14 protein-coding genes are annotated in these 21,706 nt (G+C 61.2%); 8 read left to right on the top strand and 6 right to left on the bottom strand.

What is annotated here, in order from left to right:
- The first annotated feature begins 108 nt into the window (after window positions 1-108).
- The 6 genes from HGP16_RS21555 to HGP16_RS21530 all read left to right on the top strand — a co-directional run bounded on the left by HGP16_RS21555 (window position 109) and on the right by HGP16_RS21530 (window position 7,465).
- Entirely contained in the window at window positions 109-1,350 is a 1,242-nt protein-coding gene (locus HGP16_RS21555; protein ID WP_168842041.1) for an efflux RND transporter periplasmic adaptor subunit, read from the top strand.
- Window positions 1,347-4,466, top strand: coding sequence for an efflux RND transporter permease subunit (locus HGP16_RS21550; RefSeq protein WP_168842040.1), 3,120 nt, complete (start codon window positions 1,347-1,349; stop codon window positions 4,464-4,466). Before HGP16_RS21555 ends, HGP16_RS21550 begins: the two co-directional genes overlap by 4 nt.
- 224 nt (window positions 4,467-4,690) lie before the next feature.
- Window positions 4,691-5,980: an Hsp70 family protein gene (locus tag HGP16_RS21545; protein WP_168842039.1), complete on the top strand. Its 1,290-nt coding sequence runs from the start codon at window positions 4,691-4,693 to the stop codon at window positions 5,978-5,980.
- A gap of 55 nt (window positions 5,981-6,035) precedes the next feature.
- Entirely contained in the window at window positions 6,036-6,920 is an 885-nt protein-coding gene (locus tag HGP16_RS21540; RefSeq protein ID WP_168842038.1) for a uracil-DNA glycosylase family protein, read from the top strand.
- A 138-nt stretch (window positions 6,921-7,058) separates the two neighbouring features.
- Window positions 7,059-7,250, top strand: coding sequence for a hypothetical protein (locus tag HGP16_RS21535; RefSeq protein ID WP_168842037.1), 192 nt, complete (start codon window positions 7,059-7,061; stop codon window positions 7,248-7,250).
- Between the two features lie 53 nt (window positions 7,251-7,303).
- Window positions 7,304-7,465, top strand: coding sequence for a hypothetical protein (locus HGP16_RS21530; protein WP_168842036.1), 162 nt, complete (start codon window positions 7,304-7,306; stop codon window positions 7,463-7,465).
- 113 nt (window positions 7,466-7,578) lie between these two features.
- Here the strand turns inward: HGP16_RS21530 and HGP16_RS21525 are convergent, their stop codons facing one another.
- Window positions 7,579-8,448, bottom strand: coding sequence for a hypothetical protein (locus HGP16_RS21525; protein ID WP_168842035.1), 870 nt, complete (start codon window positions 8,446-8,448; stop codon window positions 7,579-7,581).
- A 479-nt stretch (window positions 8,449-8,927) separates the two neighbouring features.
- Between HGP16_RS21525 and pepN the strand changes: the two genes are divergently transcribed.
- Both pepN and HGP16_RS21515 read left to right on the top strand, forming a co-directional pair.
- Complete coding sequence (gene pepN, locus HGP16_RS21520) at window positions 8,928-11,576, top strand: aminopeptidase N (protein WP_168842034.1); 2,649 nt, start codon at window positions 8,928-8,930, stop codon at window positions 11,574-11,576.
- A gap of 229 nt (window positions 11,577-11,805) precedes the next feature.
- Entirely contained in the window at window positions 11,806-14,121 is a 2,316-nt protein-coding gene (locus HGP16_RS21515) for a PAS domain-containing sensor histidine kinase (RefSeq protein ID WP_168842033.1), read from the top strand.
- Here the strand turns inward: HGP16_RS21515 and HGP16_RS21510 are convergent, their stop codons facing one another.
- The 5 genes from HGP16_RS21510 to HGP16_RS21490 all read right to left on the bottom strand — a co-directional run bounded on the left by HGP16_RS21510 (window position 14,122) and on the right by HGP16_RS21490 (window position 21,665).
- Entirely contained in the window at window positions 14,122-17,082 is a 2,961-nt protein-coding gene (locus tag HGP16_RS21510) for a bifunctional [glutamine synthetase] adenylyltransferase/[glutamine synthetase]-adenylyl-L-tyrosine phosphorylase (protein WP_168842032.1), read from the bottom strand.
- 40 nt (window positions 17,083-17,122) lie between these two features.
- Window positions 17,123-18,538, bottom strand: coding sequence for a HAMP domain-containing sensor histidine kinase (locus HGP16_RS21505; protein WP_168842031.1), 1,416 nt, complete (start codon window positions 18,536-18,538; stop codon window positions 17,123-17,125).
- On the bottom strand, window positions 18,535-19,293 hold the full coding sequence (locus HGP16_RS21500; RefSeq protein ID WP_168842030.1) for a response regulator transcription factor: 759 nt from the start codon (window positions 19,291-19,293) through the stop codon (window positions 18,535-18,537). Before HGP16_RS21500 ends, HGP16_RS21505 begins: the two co-directional genes overlap by 4 nt.
- A gap of 202 nt (window positions 19,294-19,495) precedes the next feature.
- Window positions 19,496-21,049 (bottom strand): Do family serine endopeptidase, encoded by a 1,554-nt coding sequence (locus tag HGP16_RS21495; RefSeq protein ID WP_168842029.1) that lies wholly within the window; start codon window positions 21,047-21,049, stop codon window positions 19,496-19,498.
- A gap of 166 nt (window positions 21,050-21,215) precedes the next feature.
- Window positions 21,216-21,665: a cytochrome c-type biogenesis protein CcmH gene (locus HGP16_RS21490; RefSeq protein ID WP_168842188.1), complete on the bottom strand. Its 450-nt coding sequence runs from the start codon at window positions 21,663-21,665 to the stop codon at window positions 21,216-21,218.
- Between the last annotated feature and the right edge of the window lie 41 nt (window positions 21,666-21,706).

Here is a 21,706-nt window from a genome sequence, read left to right as displayed (position 1 = left end):
AACAGCGATGTGATGGATTGCGGCGAAGCTCGTCTTTGTTGTGCGACGCAATAAATACACTTCAACGTCATCGCGCTTCCTGCAACTCGCCTCGACCGGTTCTTTAATATGAAAAAATTCTGGCTTCCCCTCGGCCTTCTTGTCGTCGCAGCCCTGGTTGCCTGGGGCTATCGCGACCGTATTCCTTTCCTTTCCGCATTTGTCGATCAAGCATCCGCAGAAACCAAAGACGCCAGTAAGACGGCGCAAGCGGGCAGTCACAAGCGCGAAGCCGCTCCCACTGCCGTCAAGACCGTTGCCGTCACAAAAAGGTCGCTGCCGAACGACGTGACAGCCACCGGCTGGGCTGATGCACAGGACACCACCACCGTCGCGGCGCAGGAAGCCGGCCTGATCACCGAGATCGAGGCGCAGGATGGCGCCATGGTCAAGGCAGGCGACCTGATTGCCAAGCTCGATCCGCGCACCGCGCAGGCCTCGGTCGACAAGGATAAGGCAAATCTCGCCAAGGATCAGGCTACCCTCGTCGAGGCGGAGGCAGCGCTTGCCCGCGCCAAGAACCTGCTCAACAATGCCGGCACGCAGCAGACGGTCGATCAGGCGGTTGCGGCGCGCGATACGGCCGTCGCGACAGTCAACGGCGACAAGGCGCAGCTCACATCCGACCAGGTGCTTCTGGAGCATACCGAAATCCGGGCACCGTATGACGGCCGCCTCGGCGATGTGCAGCTCAGCGTCGGCGCCTATGTCAGCGCCGGGACCGCGATTGTTTCGATCGCGCAATATGACCCGATCTACGTCAAGTTCCATTTGCAGGAAAGCCATCTTCGCGAACTCGAAGAGGCCATGAAGACTGGCGCCGTGCCGGTCAGCACCGTGCCGCGGTCGGCCGAAGGCAAGACGCGCCAAGGCGCCATGAGCTTCTACGACAATCAGGTCGATGCGGCTTCCGGCACCATTCTCGCCAAGGCGAAGTTCGACAACGCGAACGGCGCCATCTGGCCCGGCCAGTCTGTCAACATCGTCGTGCACTTCAATGACAACCAGCCGGTCATCGTCGCGCCCACGGTTTCGATCAGCCCTGGCCCGGAAGGCTTTTTTGCCTATGTCGTCAAGGATAACAAGGTGCATCTGACGCCGGTCACCGTTGCCCGACAGAACGGTGCATTTACAGCCGTCGCCAAGGGCCTCTCGGAAGGCGACCATGTCGTCACCGAAGGACAGGTGCAGCTGAACGACGGCCAGAGCGTCGTCGAGCAGTTCAACGATGGCACGCCGCAGAAAGTCGCCTCGGCTGACGATCAGTCGGGTCAGAAAACCGAAACGATTTCTGTCGGAGCAAAGCAATGATTCCCGCCTTCTGTATCCGGCGGCCGGTCGCGACGACGCTTCTGGCGCTAGGTGTGGTTATGGCTGGCCTGGCGGGATATCAGCTCGTTCCCGTCGCCGCCCTGCCGCAAGTCGACTTCCCGACCATCAACGTCACTGCGCAGTTGAATGGTGCTTCGCCCCAGACCATGGCGACATCGGTTTCGACGCCGCTGATCAAGCAGTTCGAGACGATTCCCGGCATCAGCGAAATCTCATCGACCAACTCGCTCGGCAACACCAGCATCGTGCTGCAATTCGACCTCAACCGCGATATCGATGCCGCGGCTGCCGACGTTCAGGCGGCAATCTCGCACGCGACCCGACAGCTGCCTGATAATCTGACCGTGCCGCCAAGCTACCGCAAGACCAACCCCGCGGATGCGCCGATCATGCTGCTGGCCGTGCAGAGCGATACGATGCCGCGCAGCAAGCTCGACGAGATCGCCGAAGATATCATCTCGCCGTCGCTTTCGACGCTGCCCGGCGTGGCGGAAGTCACTGTTTTCGGCGCCCAGACTTATGCCGTACGCGTCGAAGTCGATCCCGCCAAGCTGCAGAACCGCAGCATCGGCATCGACACCGTCAACAATGCGCTTGTCAACGCCAACAGCCAGGTTCCGGTCGGTACTCTACAGAACAATTCGCAGAGCATGACCATCAATTCCGATACCCAGCGCACCAGTGCCGAGCAATTCCGTTCGCTTGTCATCGCGAACCCAAACGGCGCGCCGATCCATCTTAGCGACGTCGCGGACGTGCAGGACAGCGTGGAGAACACCAATACCGGCTCCTGGTATGACGGCAAGCGCGCGATCATTCTCGCCATCCAGCGCCAGCCGGATGCCAATACGGTCGACGTAGTCGATGCCATCAATGCCAAGCTGCCGCAATTGCATGCGGAAATACCGGCATCGGTGAAGACGACGGTCATGAACGATGCGGCGCAGCCGATTCGCGATGCGATTTCCGACGTCAAATTCACGCTGATGCTGACGATCGGCCTTGTCGTGCTGGTGATCTATCTTTTCACCGGTCACGTCACGGCAACGATCATCCCAGGCCTTGCCGTGCCGCTGTCGCTGATTGCGACATTCGGCATGATGTATGTGCTGGGATACAGTATCGACAACATCTCGCTGCTGGGCCTGACGCTTGCGGTCGGTCTCGTGGTGGACGACGCCATCGTCATGCTCGAGAACATATTGCGGCACGTCGAAGAGGGCATGCCGGTACTCGAGGCGGCGCTGAAGGGGTCGGCCGAAGTCAGCTACACCATCATCTCGATGTCGATCTCGCTGATCGCGGTGTTCATCCCGATCCTCTTGATGGGCGGCGTCGTCGGCCGCATCTTCAACGAATTCGGCATGGTCGTCGCCATCGCCATCGTGTCTTCGGCCGTCGTTTCGCTGACCGTCACGCCCATGCTCAGCTCGCGCCTGTCGGCGGGCCATGGCGAGCCGCCCTACCCGGTGCGCCTCTTCAATATGGGCTTCGACTGGATTGAGCGCGGCTACGACCGAGGCGTTGCCTGGTGCCTGCGCCATCGCGGCACGGTGCTCCTGAGCTTCCTCGGCTCGGTGGCGCTTTCGGCCTACCTCTTCATGGTCCTGCCCGCAAGCTTCTTTCCGACGGAAGATATCGGACGTCTGACGATCTCGACGCAGGCCCGGCAGGATATCTCCTATCCGGCGATGCAGGACCTGCAGAACCAGGCCGCCGCGCTGGTGAAACAGAACCCAGCCGTTGCCCACGTCATGTCCATCGTCGGCGGCAATGCGCGCCAGCCGCTGAACAACGGCACCATGTATGTCGAGCTGAAGGCGAAAGACCAGCGCGAGCCGCTCGATCAGACCCTGCGGGAGCTGCGCGCCAGCATCGGCAAGATCGCCGGCCTGAAGGCCTACATCACCCCGCAGCAGAGCCTGCGCTTCGGCGGCCGCCAGACGGCCAGCCAGTACCAGCTCGTCATCCAGGCGCTGAGCGCCGACCAGACGAATCTCTGGGCCAACAAGATGCTCGACGCGATGCGCCGCGATCCACGCTTCACGGATGTCGCCTCGGATGAGCAGAATAACGCCCTGCAGGCCAATATCGTCGTCGATACCGAAAAGGCGGCCCAATACGGGATCAACAACAACCAGCTGCGCACCTCGCTGGAAGAAGGCTTCGGCGGCTTTACCGCCGCGCAGATCCAGTCGACCGGCGACAGCTACGACGTGATCGTCGAGTTCGACACGAGCAAGCCCTGGGACGACCAGAAGCTTCAGGAAATCCAGATCGCGTCGGCGAGCGGCGCGCTCGTTCCGCTGTCGAACTTCGCCCATGTCGAGCGCAAGACAGGCCCTGTCACCATTAACCAGACGGGCCAGCTCGTCTCGACCACCGTATCCTTCAACCTGCCGGCCGGCGAAGCGCTCGGCGATGCCACGGCACAGATCGAGCAGATCAAGAAGGATATCAACATGCCGGCGGACGTCTTCACGTCCTATGGCGGCACCGCCCAGATCTTCCAGCAGTCGCAGGGCAGCACGCCTTATCTGATCCTTGCCGCGGTGCTGACGATCTATGTGGTGCTCGGCGTTCTCTATGAGAGCTTCATCCATCCGCTGACCATTCTTTCCGGCTTGCCGGCAGCCGCTCTCGGCGCGCTGCTTGCCCTGAAGGTCTTCGGCTTCGACTTGTCGATCATCGCGCTGATCGGCCTCCTGATGCTGATCGGCATCGTCAAGAAGAACGCGATCATGATGATCGACGTGGCGCTCGAAACGCTTCGCTCGTCTTCCGGCATGTCGCCATCGGAAGCGATCCACGAAGCCTGCGTGCGCCGTTTCCGTCCGATCATGATGACGACCTTCTGTGCCCTGCTCGGCGCCCTACCGATCGCGGTCGGCGGCGGCGCGAGCTCCGAGCTCCGTCAGCCGCTCGGCATTGCCGTTGTCGGCGGCCTGGTGGTTTCGCAGCTCCTGACGCTGTTCATCACCCCGGTTATCTTCCTTGAGATGAACCGCCTGAGCGACTTCCTTGGGCGGCTCGGCAAACGCAAGGATAAGGACCCGCATCATAAGGAACCGCCAGCGGCCATCGCAGCCGAGTGACAGCAACGGGCGCCGAAAGCGCCCGTTTCCTTTGGGGCGAGCCGAAGCGCTTCGCCCGTAAAGCTCTCGCGACGGATACAGCGACGAGCGAAAATAAAAAACTCACGTCTTGAACTTGAGGTTCAGCCATGGCATGACGCGCGCTCTTTGCGGCAAGGGCGTGTCATGCGCCTCACAGGGGCTTGGCCCCAATCCAGACAATTTCGACGGAAGGGAGTGCGGGCATGGCTCGGGCGCTTGGTTTCGACTTCGGCACCACGAACACGGTCCTGGCGATGGCCGACGGAGCCGCGACACAATCAGTCGTCTTCCATAGCGCAGCCGGCACGGCCGACAGCATGCGCACGGCGCTCTCCTTCATGAAGGATCCTGGGCTTGGCGCGGCAGCATTGAAGGTAGAAGCCGGGCACGCCGCCATCCGGCAATTCATCGACAATCCCGGCGACTGTCGCTTCCTGCAGTCGATCAAGACCTTTGCCGCAAGCGCGCTTTTCCAGGGCACGCTGATCTTCGCCAAGCGCCACAGCTTCGAAGACCTGATGGAGATCTTCGTGCGGCGCCTGCGTGCCTATGCCGGAGACAATTGGCCGAGCGATGTTTCCCGCATCGTCACCGGCCGCCCTGTTCATTTCGCCGGCGCCAATCCGAACGCCGCTCTTGCCACGCAACGCTACAACGCGGCATTGACGCGCTTCGGCTTTCCGGAAGTCCACTATGTCTACGAACCGGTGGCAGCCGCCTTCTATTTCGCCCAGCATCTGAAGAAGGACGCAACCGTGCTTGTGGCCGACTTCGGCGGCGGTACGACCGACTATTCGCTGATCCGCTTCGAAACGCAGGCTGGAAAGCTGACCGCCACCCCTATCGGCCACTCGGGCGTCGGCATCGCCGGCGATCATTTCGATTTCAGGATGATCGACAACATCGTCTCGCCGGCGATCGGCAAGGGCAGCTTCTTCAAGAGCTTCGACAAGCTGCTGGAAATGCCCACCTCCTACTATGCCAATTTCGGGCGCTGGAACCAGCTTTCGATCTTCAAGACCTCGCGCGAGTATGCCGACCTGAAGACCTTGGTGCGCAGCAGCCTGGAGCCGGAAAAGCTGGAGACCTTCATCGAACTCGTCGAGCATGACGAAGGCTACCCGCTCTACCAGGCCGTATCGGCGACGAAGATGGCCCTTTCCAGCGAGGAAGAAGCGGAATTCAACTTCCCGCCGCTCGGAAAGGCCGGCCGCAAGAATGTGCGCCGGGCTGATTTCGAGAGCTGGATTGCCGACGACCTTGCCCGCATCGAGGGCGCGCTGGACGACGTGCTGACGACCACGAACACATCGCCCGACGCGATCGACAAGGTGTTCCTGACAGGCGGCACATCCTTCGTGCCGGCTGTGCGGCGGATATTCACCGAACGCTTCGGTCAGGAGCACATCGAAACGGGCGGCGAACTGCTGTCGATCGCCCACGGGCTTGCCCTGATCGGCGAACGCGACGATATCGCCCAGTGGACGGCGTAAGATAGCAGGCTCCTCGACCCTTCCGTTTCTGCGCTGCTTTGGCTAAAGTTCGTCCATGATTTCCGCCAGCGATCTCTCCCCGGCCGAGCTTGCCGCCCTTCTGCATTTCCATGCGGATGCCGGTGTCGATTGGTTGCTGGAAGAGCAGCCGGTGGATCGGTTTGCCGAGTTCGAAGCCATGCGCGCCGCGCGGCAAGGCGCGCGGGCAGCGCAGCCCCGGGCCGAAGCTCCGGTACCTGCGACGCGGGCACAGCCTGATCGTCGCCAGGCCGCGAAGCCGGCTGCGCCTGCTGCAGCACCGCCGCGCGCCGCGCCCGCCATTCCCGATGAGCAGGCCGTGGAACAGGCGCGATTCGCCGCCGAAAGCGCGCGGTCGCTCAGCGAGCTGAAAACCGCGATCGAAGCCTTCAACGGCTGCAATCTCAAGAACAGCGCCCGCTCGACGATCTTCGCGAGCGGTACGGCGGAAGGCCGAATCATGGTGATCGGCCCGATGCCGAGCGCCGACGACGACAGGGAAGGCGCACCGTTTTCCGGCCGCGCCGGCCTGTTGCTGGACAAGATGCTGGCCGCCATCGGCCTGCAACGCGACGGGATTCTGCTCGCCAATGTCATTCCGTGGCGGCCGCCCGGCAACCGTGCGCCATCCGCTCCCGAAATCGAGATATGCCGCCCGTTCATAGAACGGCAGATTGCGCTTGCCGAGCCGAAGGCCCTGTTGCTGCTCGGTAACTTCACCGCCCGCTACTTCTTCGGGGGGGGCGAAACCATTCATGGACTGCGTGGACAGTGGCGCGAATTAAGCATTCTCGGTCGGGCCGTGCCGGCGATCGCCAGTCTCCATCCCCAGGAATTGCTGACCGCGCCGATCAACAAGCGGCTGGCCTGGAACGACTTGCTGGCCTTCAAAAATTATATCGACGCTGAAATATTAGGCTGATTTTCGCCACGATTACCGAAAAATGACGTTAGCCATGCATTTTTGGCATATCAGTCTTACCACGTTGTGCATTGCAGAATCAATGCTGCACTGCAATATAGAATGGTGTCTTGGGAGGAATCGAAAGGAACCAAGGCCATGACTGCACGTTTTCGCCCTATTCACTGCGGGTTTGATACCCTGCGCCGCGCTGTCGAGCCCGTGCGCGCAATAAATGGACATCGCAACCTCGGCATCGCCGCCAATGAGCAGATGATTGCGCGAGGCACCGGCGTTTCGGCGCGCGTCAGCCGGCCGACGGCCATCTTTGCAGATTTCCGTACCTGCTGAACACAGGCGCCAATGGCGCCGCAGCATAGCGTTTGACTATCAGGAATTACATCATGTCTTGCGGTTTGCGTTCACTCATCGCCTTGCTAGATTCGGTCGGCCATATCGGCGCTGCGGTGCGCGCTGCCGAGGAATTTGAACACGCGCGCAACTTCCGCAAGGGCGATTGCCGCGAGACAGGCACCGCGCGGGCTTCGGCAAGCATTCCGCTTTGAGATCTCGCGGGTGGAACGCCCGCCTGGCAGCCACGGCTTGAGGGTCGAAGCCAGCGACCTGGTCCTTCGCAGCAATTCCAAGAAAAGTGGAAATCGGTTTTAAGCGACATGCCCTAGCTTGGATCGGAGCGCCCCACAGTGGATCGCGCCCATGCGAAAGCCTCGTCGATCGCAGCCAGCTTCACGGCCTGCCATCCGCAATATTGATTCAGAAAATCGCGCGACACCCACATACGTGTCTTCTTGACCTCGTCGTGCCAGCCGATGTCGCCGCGCTCGGCGGATTTACGCAACAGACGCTGCAGATGGGTTCGCGATATCATGAAGTGGGCGGCCAGCGCCCGCGCGTCAACGCGGCCGATGTCGATCCTGTCTCCCTCCTCGGTGAGATCCAGTTTCGACATGATATAATCGACGACAAGGCCGCCGGCTTCCGTCCAGAGAAACAGGCCGATACATTCGGGCGGTTCACGCCAGATTTCCATTTCCAGACAATTGCGCGCCATACGCGGCTGGGCAAGATCCATCAGCGCCGGCGAGGCGGCGAGAGCCGCAGCCCGCTCGCCATCGTCAAGCAAATCGAGCGCGGTCAGGTTGGCGAGATACCAACTGAACATCGCGGTGAAGCTCATCTCCGTCGGCACATAACGGCGGGGGCGGCGAACGGGGCCGGGAGCCAGTTCGAGAAACCGATAGGTCAGCAGCTCTTCGACGAAGCTCAAGACCGTATTGCGGCTGGCGACACGATACTGCGTGATGAGATCGCGGAGCGCGACGACAGTCAGCCCCGAGCCGGGAACGGCAGCGTCGTGCTCAAGGTGAAGCGCATAGGCCGTCTGCGTCAGAAGCCAGCGCTGATGCGAGGCGAGCATGCGCGCGATCCTCGGACCATTGTCGTAACGGTTGCGTAACGCCTCCGAAAGAAAGCGCAACGACGCGACGAATTTGGGATGACGAGCAAGCTGCTCGATGGAAAAACTCAATCGGGCCTCCTTGGGGTGCCCATTTCAAATCAGCGACAAAAAGAGGATGTTTCATTTTTGTGAACGAATTCACCGGAATCGATCATAATTCCGACATTTAATAGCACGCTATAGTTATGCAATCGCCCTTATATCGCAAGAAGTTAAACAAATAATTTACTTTAAATTATTGTTTCCAGCCTGCATTCCCTAGTAGTGCAGCCATGATGATCCCCTGAGCGCGATGGTAGCAACTGTAGCATCAGCCTGCAAATGCAGGCGGAAACATCTGATCAATCAGACATCCATTCAGGATGTTGCATTCAACCTGAAACGAAGACAGGCTGCGGGGCGAATACTTATTGTGCCATAACAAAACATATTGATGTCGTGACATGACTTTAACTTTGGTTCAGATTTCGATGTAATGATGCGACACCTTCAGTCCGAGGAAGGCTTCGGACTGCACCCGCCATAGCTTAGCCTGATCAGGATAGACCATGCGAACAGACACCGGCCAGATCGTCAATCTGGCAGATTACCGTCCCACCGACTTCGTTCTGGAACGCGTGGACCTTACCTTCGATCTGCATCCAACCGAAACCAAGGTCGAAGCGCGGCTGATCTTCCATCGGCGGGGAGGCATCGATCCGAAAGCACCACTTGTGCTCGATGGCGACGAACTGGTTTTGTCCGGGCTGCTGCTCGACCAGGGCGAACTTCCGGCCGAACAATATGACGCCACGCCGGAAAGCCTGACCGTTCGCGATCTGCCTGACAGTACGCCTTTCGAGCTGACGATCACGACCGTGATCAATCCCGAGGCCAACACGCAGTTGATGGGCCTCTACCGTACCGACGGCATCTATTGCACGCAGTGCGAGGCCGAAGGCTTCCGCCGCATCACCTATTTCCCGGATCGACCTGACGTTCTCGCCCCCTATACGGTCAACATCATTGCCGACAAGGCCGCCAATCCGCTGCTGCTGTCGAACGGCAATTTCCTCGGCGGCGCCGGCTATGGCGAAGGTAAGCATTTCGCCGCCTGGTTCGATCCGCATCCGAAGCCGAGCTATCTCTTCGCGCTCGTCGCCGGCGACCTCGGTGTCGTCGAGGATACGTTCACGACCATGACCGGCCGCGAAGTCGCGCTGAAGATCTATGTCGAACATGGCAAGGAGCCGCGTGCTGCCTACGCCATGGATGCGCTGAAGCGCTCGATGAAATGGGACGAAGAGCGGTTCGGCCGCGAATACGATCTCGATATCTTCATGATCGTCGCCGTATCGGACTTCAACATGGGCGCGATGGAGAACAAGGGTCTCAACGTCTTCAACGACAAATACGTGCTCGCCGATCCCGAGACGGCGACCGATGCCGACTACGCCAATATCGAAGCGATCATCGCCCACGAATATTTCCACAACTGGACGGGCAACCGCATCACTTGCCGCGACTGGTTCCAGCTCTGCCTCAAGGAAGGTCTGACCGTCTATCGCGATCACGAATTTTCGGCCGACCAGCGTTCGCGTCCCGTCAAGCGCATCGCCGAAGTCCGCCACCTGAAATCGGAACAGTTTCCGGAAGACAGTGGCCCGCTCGCTCACCCGGTTCGCCCGACAAAATACCGTGAAATCAATAATTTCTATACGACGACAGTCTATGAGAAGGGCAGTGAAGTCACGCGCATGATCGCAACGCTGCTCGGCCGCGATCTGTTCAAGACGGGCATGGACCTCTATTTCGATCGGCACGACGGACAGGCCGTCACCATCGAAGATTTCGTCAGGTGTTTCGAGGATGTCAGCGGCCGCGATCTCACGCAGTTTTCGCTCTGGTATCATCAGGCGGGTACGCCTCTCGTCACCGCATCCGGCGCCTACGATGCCGATGCCAAGACGTTCACTCTGTCGCTTGAGCAGATGGTGCCGGCAACGCCTGGCCAGACCGCCAAGAAGCCGATGCATATCCCGCTGCGCATGGGCTTGCTTGCCGAAGACGGCGCTGTCATTACGCCTGCCTCCGTCGCCGGCGCGGAACTTACCGACGATGTCTTGCACCTGACGAAGCAGACGCAGGCAGTGACGTTCCATGGCATTCCCTCGCGGCCGGTTCTGTCGCTCAATCGCAGCTTCTCGACGCCGATCAACCTGCAATTCAGCCAGAGCGCCCGCGATCTCGCCCTGATCGCCCGCTACGAGACCGATCATTTCGCCCGCTGGCAGGCGCTGATCGACCTTGGCCTGCCCAACCTGCTGCAGGCGGTGCGCGCTGCTCGCCAGGGCATCGACATCACCTGCGATTCGGCCTTCACCGATGCATTGCTCGCAGCGGCGGCGGACGAAAGCCTGGAGCCGGCATTCCGTGCCCAGGCGCTTGCGTTGCCGAGCGAGGCCGATATTGCCCGCGAGCTTGGCGGCAATAACGATCCGGATGCCATTCATGCCGCGCGTCAGACGATCATCAAGCGTGTCGCCGAGGCCGGAAAACAGGTCTTCACCGCGCTTTATGACGGCATGCAGACGTCAGGCGTCTTCACGCCGGATGCGGCAAGTGCCGGCCGACGCGCCTTGCGCAATACGGCGCTGGGCTACCTGTCGCAGCTGGACGAGACGCCGGCGAGAGCGAAGGCCGCCTATGATGCTGCGAACAATATGACCGATCTCAGCGCCGCGCTGACCATTCTGGCGCAGCGCTTCCCTGATACGGCCGAGACGGCGGCGGCGCTTGCGCATTTCCGCGACCGCTTCGCGGACAATGCGCTCGTTATCGACAAGTGGTTCGCCATTCAGGCCGCAATCCCTGGCGCTGGCGCGCTGGAGCGCATTCGGCTGCTGATGGAGACGCCGCTGTTCAAGCGAACCAATCCGAACCGTGTACGTGCAGTCCTCGGCACCTTCGTCTTCGCGAACCCGACCGGCTTCGGTCGGGCAGACGGCGCCGGATACCATTTCCTGGCCGACGAGATCCTTGAGATCGATCCGCGCAATCCGCAGCTCGCCGCCCGTATCCTAACATCGATGCGCTCCTGGCGCCTGCTGGAGCCAGTGCGTGCCGACCATGCCCGCTCGGCGCTGATGCGGATCGAACGTTCGAACAACCTTTCGACCGATGTGCGCGACATCGTGGACCGCATCCTGAAGGAGTGATTGCGATCTCCTCGCGCACCGATCTCAAAGGCTGATTTGCATCGGCCTTTTCATCTCCAGCGAGTCCCGAATATGCGCAACTTACCGCTGCGTGTGCAAAATACGCTGAAATCGCAGATGGTTAAGAAAGTTTTACCGCACCCTCTGGACAAGCCGAATCACGAATGATTCATTAAGGCAGATTCGGGCGAGCGGCGCAGCGAATCGCACGAGGGACAAGGCTAAAGCGATGGTGGACGTGCGGCGGGCAACCGCGGCCGATGGACGGCTGCGTGTTAATTTCGACGGTCTGAAGTCCTGGCATAGCGGCGTTACCGATCGAACCGGGGTGCGTGTGGAGACGATCTCGCGTCGTTTTCCGCAAACGGAACATATTCTCAAGCGCATCATTCCGGTCCTCATCGTTTCCTTCCTGATGGTCGTTGCCGCCTCGCATTTCTTCGGCATGATCACGGAACATAGCCGGATGGCGGCTTCGGCCCGCCGCACCACTTCGCTTTCCATCGCCGCCGCATCCGCCGCCTTTTCGAACGATGCCAGCCTGTTCCAGGCCGGCGACCGCAGCGGCGCAGAGCGGAAATTGGCCTCCTATCTGCCGCAGGATCGATTGGATACCGGCGCATTCGTGCTGCTCGTGCAGTCGAGCGGGCGGGTGTTCGGCTCGTCGGCCGCCGGCTCGGGCTATATCGGCATGCTGATTTCCGATTTCTTTCCCGAAGTGTCGGCCATCCGCAATTTCGGCGACCATGCCGGCGTGATCGAAACGATGATCGGCGGCGAGCCCTATTATGCGGCGATTTCCCTGATAGGCGACAAAGGCGATTTCATCCTGTCGGCGGCATCGATGGATCAGATCGACAAGCTCTGGCGCGACGAGCTGACGCTGAACGTCACGCTGTTTGCCGGCATATCCTCCATCCTGCTTGTCATTCTTTACGCCTATTATACCCAGGTGAAACGCGCCCGGGACGCGGACGAAATCTTCCTCGAATCGAACCTGCGGGTCGAGACGGCACTTTCGCGCGGCCGCTGCGGTCTCTGGGATTTCGATTTCACCAGCCGCAAGTTCTTCTGGTCGCGCTCGATGTACGACATGCTGGGGATGCCTGCCGCCGACAAGCCTCTCGCCTTCACGGACGCGGCGCGGCTGATGCACCCGGATGACAACAGCCTTCATTTGCTCGCCCGCTCCGTCACCCGCGGCAATGCCGGCCAGGTGGACCAGATCCTGCGCATCCGCCATGCTAAGGGGCACTATGTCTGGATGCGCGCCCGCGCCCAGGTCATTCGCACCAATTCAGGCCGCGTGCACATGATCGGCATCGCCATGGACGTGACCGAGCAGCACCGGCTGGCCCAGCGTTATGCCGAAGCCGACCAACGGCTGGCCGATGCTATCGAATGCACCTCCGAAGCCTTCGTGCTTTGGGACAAGAACGACCGCCTCGTCATGTGCAACGCGCATTTCCAGCAGGCTTATGGCCTGCCCGACAACGTGCTCGTGCCCGGCACCGAGCGCGCCGTCGTCAACGCGGCGGCAGCGCGGCCGGTCATTGAGCGGCGCATCGTCGATCCCGGGCGCATCAGCCATTCGCAAACGACGGAAGTGCAGCTGGCCGACGAGCGCTGGCTGCAGATCAACGAGCGCCGCACCCGCGACGGCGGGCTCGTTTCCGTCGGCACTGATATCACGCAGCTGAAGCGCAATCAGGAGCGCCTTCGCGAGTCCGAACGCCGGCTGATGGCAACGATCAACGATCTTTCCGCCTCGCGGCAAATCCTGGAGCGGCAGAAGGCCGAGCTTTCGACCGCCAATGCGAACTATCTCGCGGAAAAGGAACGGGCCGAAGCGGCCAACAGAGCGAAGTCGGAATTCCTCGCCAACATGTCGCATGAGCTGCGCACGCCGCTCAACGCCATCCTCGGCTTCTCGGAAATCCTGCAGGACCAGATGTTCGGTCCGCTCGGCTCGACCCGCTATGACGAATATGCCAAGGATATCCACGACAGCGGCAAGCATCTGCTTAATGTCATCAACGACATTCTCGACATGTCCAAGATCGAAGCCGGGCATATGAAGCTCTCCTGCGAGCGGATCAATCTCGCACCGCTCATCGAGGAGTGCCTGCGTTTCACCCGCATCCCGGCCGCTCAGAAGAACATTCTCGTCGAGCAGGACATTTCCTCCGAGATCAAGCTGAGTGCCGATCGGCGGGCAATGAAGCAGATCGTCCTCAACCTGCTCTCCAATGCCGTGAAATTCACCAATGACGGCGGCCGTATCGCGGTTCGCACGCGCAAAGTCGAAGATGCTGTCATGCTTGTCATCGCCGACACGGGCATCGGCATTCCGAAATCGGCCCTGAGCAAGATCGGCCAGCCCTTCGAACAGGTGCAGAGCCAATATGCCAAGAGCAAGGGAGGCTCCGGCCTCGGGCTCGCCATTTCCAGATCGCTGACGGTGCTGCATCATGGCCGCATGCGCATCCGCTCCCGCGAAGGCATCGGCACCGTCATCGCGATCCGTATCCCGGATCAGGGTTGATCAGCTTTCAACGGTCGCCTGGAATATCTTCCGCACCGCCTTTGACAGCCGCTTCAGCTCCGCTTCCAGCGTGCGGATATCCGGGCAGTCGCCGGCGCGGCAGACCAGCTCGATCAGCCCCGAGGGCGCGTTCTGCGGATCGAACGAGCCGTCGATGCAGAGCCGGATGAGCTGCGACAGTTCCGTATAGAGGTGCAGGGCCTCCAGGCAGACATCGAGGTCATTGCGATTCATCAGGCTGGCGCCCAGCAATTTCAACGCTTCCGCCGTGCTGAGCCCGTTCGCGTCGATGCCGACGCCACGCTCGGGCGCGATCAGCCGCAAATATTGCGCGATGAATTCGATATCGATCAGGCCGCCGGGGATCAGCTTCAGGTCCCAGATGTTTTCGGGCGGCTTTTCCTGCTCGATTAGGCCGCGCATCTCGCGAACATCCCTTGCGACCTTGGCGGTGTCCCTCTTTGCCGAGAGAACTTCGCCGATGATGCGCTCGGCGTCGTTCACCAACGCCTCGTCGCCGCCGATCAAGCGTGCCCGCGAAAGCGCCATATGCTCCCAGGTCCAGGCCTCCGTGCGCTGATACTTCTCGAAGGAGTTGATGCGTGTGGCGACAGGTCCCTTGTTGCCTGAAGGACGCAGGCGCATATCCACCTCGTAGAGGATGCCTTCGGCCGTCGGTGCCGAGAGCGCCGCAATCAGGCGCTGGGTGATGCGCGTGAAATAGCGGGTGGCGTCGAGCGGCTTCGTGCCGGAAGATTCACCGGCCGTGTCGTCGTAGTCATAGAGCAGGATGATGTCTATGTCGGACCCCGCCGTCAGCTCGAAACTGCCGAGCTTGCCCATGCCGACGACAGCGATGCGACCGCCGGGATATTCGCCGTGCGCCACGCGGATTTCCTTCATAACCGCATCCAGCGCCGCCTCGACGATCAGATCGGCGAGGTAGGTGAAGGCTCGAGCCGCCATCTGCCCGCCGATCGCGCCCGTCAACAGACGGATGCCGATCAGGAAGCGTTGTTCGGACGCGAAGATGCGCAGGCGGTCCAGCACCTCTTCATAGTGTCTTGCAGGCGACAGGAAACTCCTGATGCGCTCGGCGAGATAATCGCGCGTCGGCAATTCGGCCATGAGGCCCGGATCCAGCATGCCGTCGAAGACGTGCGGCTTGGCCGCGATGATCTCGGCAAGACGCGGCGCCGAGGACATGATGTTGACGATGAGGGAAAGTAGCGCCGGATTGGTACCGAGCAGCGAGAAGAGCTGAATGCCCGCCGGCAGGCCGGAGATGAAGCTGTCGAAGCGCAGCAGCGCCTCGTCGGCACGCTTGCTTTCGCCGAAGACACGCAGCAGTTCGGGCGTCAGTTCCGTCAGCCGCTCGCGCGCTTCCACCGATTGGGTGGCGCGATATCGGCCGTAGTGCCAGGTACGGATCACATTGGCGATGTCGGATGGCCTTTCGAAGCCGAGACGGCGCAGCGTCTCCAGCGTGTCGGGATCGTCGCCCTGGCCGGTAAAAACCAGATTGCCGGTTTCGGACGATAATTTCATTTCCTGCTCGAACAGGCGCGCATAACGCCGCTCGACCGTTTTCAGCATCGTCACCAGAGCCTCGGAGAAGGCTGTCACGTCGGCAAAGCCCATCATGAAGGCGATACGCCGGAGCTCGGCATCGGTTTCCGGCAGCAAATGCGTCTGCTCGTCGCGCACCATCTGGATGCGATGCTCGACATTGCGCAGGAACCAGTAGGCTGATGTCAGCTCATCGCGGGTTTCCGCGCCGATCCACTTCGCTTCGGTCAGCTCGGCGAGCGTTTGCTCGGTCGACCGGCAACGCAATGCCGGCATGCGGCCGCCGGCAATGAGCTGCTGCGTTTGCACGAAGAACTCGATCTCGCGAATGCCGCCTCGGCCAAGCTTGACGTTGTGGCCCTTGACGGCGATCGCTCCGTGGCCCTTGTGCACATGGATCTGCCGCTTGATCGAATGAATGTCTGATATCGCGGCATAGTCCAGATATTTGCGGAAGACGAAGGGCACGAGATCGCGGATGAACGCCTGGCCGGCGGCGATATCGCCGGCAACGGGGCGCGCCTTGATGAAGGCCGCGCGCTCCCAGTTCTGCCCCCTGCCCTCGTAATAGATCAACGCCGCATCAACGGGGATTGCCAGCGGCGTCGCGCCGGGATCGGGACGCAGGCGAAGATCGGTGCGGAAGACATAACCATCCGCCGTGCGCTCCTGCAGGATGCGCACCAGCCGCCGCATCAGCCGCGGGAAGATATCGATGGCGTCATCCGGATCGGGCACGATGCCTGCCGTCTCATCGAAGAAGACGACGAGATCGATGTCGGACGAATAGTTCAATTCCTCGGCGCCGAGCTTGCCCATGCCGAGCACGATCAGCCCTGACTTCTGGCTCGGGGATGCGGGATCGGGCAGCGAAATCTTGCCGGCTTCGTGCGACGACAGCAGCAGATGGTCGATCGCCGCCGAGATGGAAGCTTCGGCAAGCCTGCTCAGCCAAAGGGTCGTCGCCTTGCCATTATAAATGCCGGCGAGATCGGCGAGCGCGATCAGAAAGGCGGCACGGCGCTTGGCGATGCGCAGGCGGCTCATCACCTCGGATTCTGAAGGCGAAGAGCTTGCCTCCTCGGCCGGCAGCCAGGCGCGGCGGGCCTCTTCGATCAGCGTTTCGAGCTGAGGCGACAATGGCCTCTCGATGGCGGCAACGAGGAGCGACGGTTCGAGATTGGCGATCTCGCGCAGATGAGGAGACAGAGTGAGCGCAGCGACGATGAAATCCCGCGATGCGCTCTCCTCGGCGAGCAAGGCAGCGACGGCAGGCTCTGCCCCGCCGATCTGCTTGAGATCGGCAAGTGCTGCCTTCGTCTCGGTCTGGTTCAAAGGCCGCAACCGCCCAGACGGAACATCCCGCAGCAAATCGCTTTGCGTCGTCGTCATGCAGTTCTCCCCAACAGCAAGCGGATACTGCAGGATTAACCTATTGTTTCTGCATGGGGAAGATCATGGTGACCGTTAATCCCTTGGCATCGGCACTGTCGGGATCAGTATCGGAAAGCTCCAGCAGGCCGCCATGCAGCTCCATGACCGCCTCGACAAGAGCGAGGCCAAGGCCGGTTCCAGGCTTGGAACGGCTTTCGTCCAGGCGGAAGAAGCGCTTGACCACATCGCCGCGCTGATGAGCGGGGATGCCTGGTCCGTGATCGGCAACGGCGAGCGTGACCGCATCGTGCGTGCGCACCAGCCTGAAGGTTATCGCCTGCTTGCCGTTGCAGCCCGAGGCATATTTGAGGGCATTGTCGATGAGGTTGAAAAGCGCCTGGCCGATCAGTTCGCGATTGCCCTGCACCTCGACATCGGGCTCGATATCCGCCGTCAGCGCCAGGCCTGCCTCTTCGGCAACCGGCTCATAGAGTTCGGCGGTATCGGCGACGATGGAGGAAAGATCGACATCGGTCATTTCGGCAGCCACCGATCCGGCCTCGACACGGGAAATCATCAAGAGCGCGTTGAAGGTGCGGATCAGCTGATCGGACTCGCCGATGATGCCCTCCAGGGCGACGCGACGCCCTTCGCTGTCGGCATTGTCGAGCGCATCGGCCGCTTTGTTGCGCAGGCGTGTGAGCGGTGTCTTGAGGTCATGCGCGATATTGTCGGAGACCTGCCGCAAGCCCTCGTTCAGTTTCTCGATGCGCTCGAGCATCGCATTCAGCGATGCGGACATGCGGTCGAACTCGTCGCCGGAGCCGCCGACCGGCAGACGCTGGGAAAGGTCGCCGGCCATGATCTTGCGGCTGGCGTCCGTCATCCGGTCGATGCGCTTCAGCGCGTTGCGGCCGATACCGAACCAGATGACCAGCGCGCCGAGGCCCATGATCGCCAGCGCCAGCATCAGCGCCTGGCGCACCAGCACGCGGAAGCGCTCCGGCTCGCCGAGATCGCGGCCGATCAGGATGCGCAGGCCGTTGTCGAGGATGAAGATATTGGCGATCGCCAGATGGCGCCGTTCCGGATCGTTGGAAGCGTCCGTGTAGCGCTCGTAGACGAAGGGCAGCTCCGTCCAGCCGGACTGGCCGAGAACGCCGGGCTGCACGGAGGCGACGTTACCGGCCAGAATATCGCCGGAAGGACCGGCAATGACATAGAGGTTGGCGCCAGGCTGACGGGCGCGGCGCTCCATCGTGCGCAGAAGCAGGTTCAGCCCGCCGATGTCATAGGCGCGCTTGACCTGATTGACTTCCTGCTGGACGGCGTCGCGGATCTGCCCCGTCAGCAACCGTTCGGACATGGCCGTGACGTAGAAGACCAGCGTCGCGGCGCAAAGCGCAAAGAGAAGAATGTAAAGGGCGGAAAGGCGGACGGCGGTGGACTTGAAGAGGACGCGAAAGCGACTCATCCCTCGTCCTTGATCATGTATCCGGCACCGCGAATCGTCTTCAGCAGCGGCTGGCTGAAATCCTTTTCGATCTTGGAGCGCAGGCGCGAAACATGGACGTCGATGACATTTGTCTGCGGATCGAAATGATAGTCCCAGACATTCTCCAGCAGCATGGTGCGGGTCACGACCTGGCCGGCATTCTTCATCAGATATTCCAGCAGGCGGAATTCGCGCGGCTGCAGCGGGATTTCCTTGCCGCCGCGCCGCACCTCATGCGAGAGCCGATCCAGCTCCAGATCGCCGACGCGATAAAGGACATCCTGCTCCGGCGTGCCCTTGCGGCGGCCGAGCACCTCGACGCGCGCCAGAAGTTCGCTGAAGGCATAGGGCTTCGGCAGGTAGTCGTCACCGCCGGCGCGCAGGCCCGTAACGCGATCGTCCACCTGGCCTAGCGCGGAAAGGATCAGAACCGGCGTATGCACGCCCTTGCGGCGCAGCTCGCTGATAACAGACAATCCGTCGCGGCGTGGCAGCATGCGGTCTATGATGGCGACATCGTACGTGTTCTCGGTGGCCATGAAGAGACCGCTCTCACCATCGCTGGCGTGATCGGCAACGATGCCGGCCTCGCGAAACGCCTTGGTGAGATAAGCTGCCGCCTCGAGATCGTCTTCGATGATCAGAATCTTCATGTGGGCGACATTACCCGCCGAGGGTGTCTCGGCACAACGGGAATCGGAAGAATTCACGGCATGTTGGCCAGTGGTTGTCATCTTTCACCTGCCTTGGAGCCAGCCTTATTGAACGTCTTAGAGCGGTTCAGTTTTTCACGGGTCTCCGAACCGCTCTATCGCTTTGTTGTCTCGCAATTCCGGACGCAAAACCGCGCAGCACTTTTCTGGGATTGCTCTAAAAAGAGGCCGCGCAAGCTGTGGCCTGCGCGGCCTCTTGAATGCATTTCACACACTGGAGCGATCAGCCGGCGTTGATCGGCAGAGCAACGAAGCGGCTGCCGTCACCCGACTGGATCTGGAACAGCGCACGCGTGCGGCCATCCTTTTTCGCCTGCTCGATGACCTTGGCGATGTCGCCGGCGCTGGAGACCTGCTGGTTATTGACCGAGGTGATCTTCTCGCCTTCCTTCACGCCCTTATCGGCGGCATCGGAATCGGGATCGACTCCAGTGATCGCAACACCCTTGCCGTCATCGGACGGGCCGACAGTGAGGCCGAGGTCCGCGAGCGCCTTTTCTGAGGACGGCTGCTGCGGCTGGCTCGGCTGCGTGTCATCGTTGGAGGCTTGGCTCTGATCGGCCGGAAGCGTGCCGAGCTCGACTGTGACAGACTGCGACTTGCCAGCGCGCCAGATCGAAACCTCAACCTTGGAGCCCGGCTGCATCGCGCCGATGCGGCGAGCGAGATCGCGCGGATCCTTGACCGGGTCGCCATTGACCGCCGTCACGACGTCGCCGTTCTTGATGCCGGCCTTCTGGCCGGGCGAGCCGTCCTGCGGGGAAACGACGAGTGCGCCGCTTGCCTCGGAAAGGCCGAGGGATTCGGCGATATCCTTGGTGACCGGCTGGATCTGCACACCGAGCCAGCCGCGCGAGACGGTGCCGGACTTGATCAGGTCGGCTACGACATCCTTGGCGGTCGTCGCCGGAATTGCAAAGGCGATGCCGACGCTGCCGCCCGATTGCGAGAAGATCGCGGTGTTGATGCCGACCACCTGGCCGTTGAGATTGAAGGTCGGGCCGCCGGAGTTGCCCTTGTTCACCGGTGCGTCGATCTGGATGTAATCGTCATAGGGACCGGAATGAATGTCGCGGCCGCGAGCCGATACGATACCCGCGGTGACGGTGCCGCCGAGGCCGAACGGATTGCCGACGGCAACGACCCAATCGCCGACGCGAACCTTCGCGTCATCGGCCCAGCCGACATAGGTGAACTTCTTGCCCTTGGGATCGACCTTCAGCACCGCGAGATCGGTGCGGGAATCCTTACCGACGAGCTTGGCGTCAAGCTCGGTACCGTCGTTGAGAACGACGACAAAGGCCGCGCCGTCGGAAACGACGTGGTTGTTGGTGACGATATAGCCATCTTCCGAAACGAAGAAGCCCGACCCTTGAGCGACTGGGCGCAGATGGCCCTTGTCGTCGGGATTCTTCTGCTGGTTCTGGCCATGCTGCTGGCCTCGGCCCTGCTGCTGCTGGAACTGGCGGAAGAACTTCTTCAGCGGGTGGTCATCCGGAAGATCATCGAAGCCACGGCCGAGACCAAAGGAGTCGTCTTCATCCGCAGCCGCATTGACACGGGATTCGACGCGAACCGAGACGACGGCCGGCGACACGGCATCGACCACGTTGGCAAAGCTTGGAACCTGCGGCGCCTGAACATTGACCGCATCGGCATAGGAACGGCTGACTTCGGCCGGAACACCCGTGGCCAGAGCAGCGACAGCGAGGCCGGCGACGACCGAGGCCTTCATAGCGGTGCTGCGGGACAGGCTGTCCTTGATATTCCTGAACATATGCAAGTTACCTTTTCTTTTCTTGCCGGATTTGCGCCGGCAAACCGGTTTTGGTTCGTGGTGATAAATATATAGGGCGCGACACCTTACAGCGAACTGTCCGCCCCATGAAAAATTCGTAATGTAAGGAAGTGGTGGTAATGAGGTGAAGGAAATGACGGCAGCGTCACTTTCCCAGGATCTCGTTCAATTGCGCCTCTTCCTCGTCGCTCAGAGGCTTGCCGGTGGGCTTGCCGGCGCGGCGGCGGGCGTAGACGACCAAGGCCAATCCGCTCACAACGAAGAGCGCGATCGGCGCCCCCCAGAGTATGTAGGTCTTTTCGCTCAAGCGCGGCTTGAGCAGCACGAACTCGCCATAGCGGGAAACGATATAGTCGAGCACCTGCCGATCCGTATCGCCGTTGGCAAGTCGCTTGCGCACGAGCAGGCGCAGGTCGCGGGCAAGATCCGCGTTGGAATCATCGATGGATTGATTCTGGCAAACCATGCAGCGCAGTTCGGCCGAAATCGTGCGCGCCCGCGCTTCCAGGGCCGGATCGGACAGAACCTCGTCGGGATTGACGGCAAAGGCGGGCAGCGGCGCCAGTAGCGGGATAAGGCAAAGAAACAGTCGCATGACGCCGCCGAGACCGCAGATACAGGTAAAGCGGGTTGTCG

The sequence above is a fragment of the Rhizobium sp. P40RR-XXII genome, from assembly GCF_012641405.1.
Classification (GTDB): Bacteria; Pseudomonadota; Alphaproteobacteria; order Rhizobiales; family Rhizobiaceae; genus Rhizobium.
Note: the sequence above shows the minus strand (reverse complement) of the source record. Positions and strands in the feature narration are given on the sequence as shown.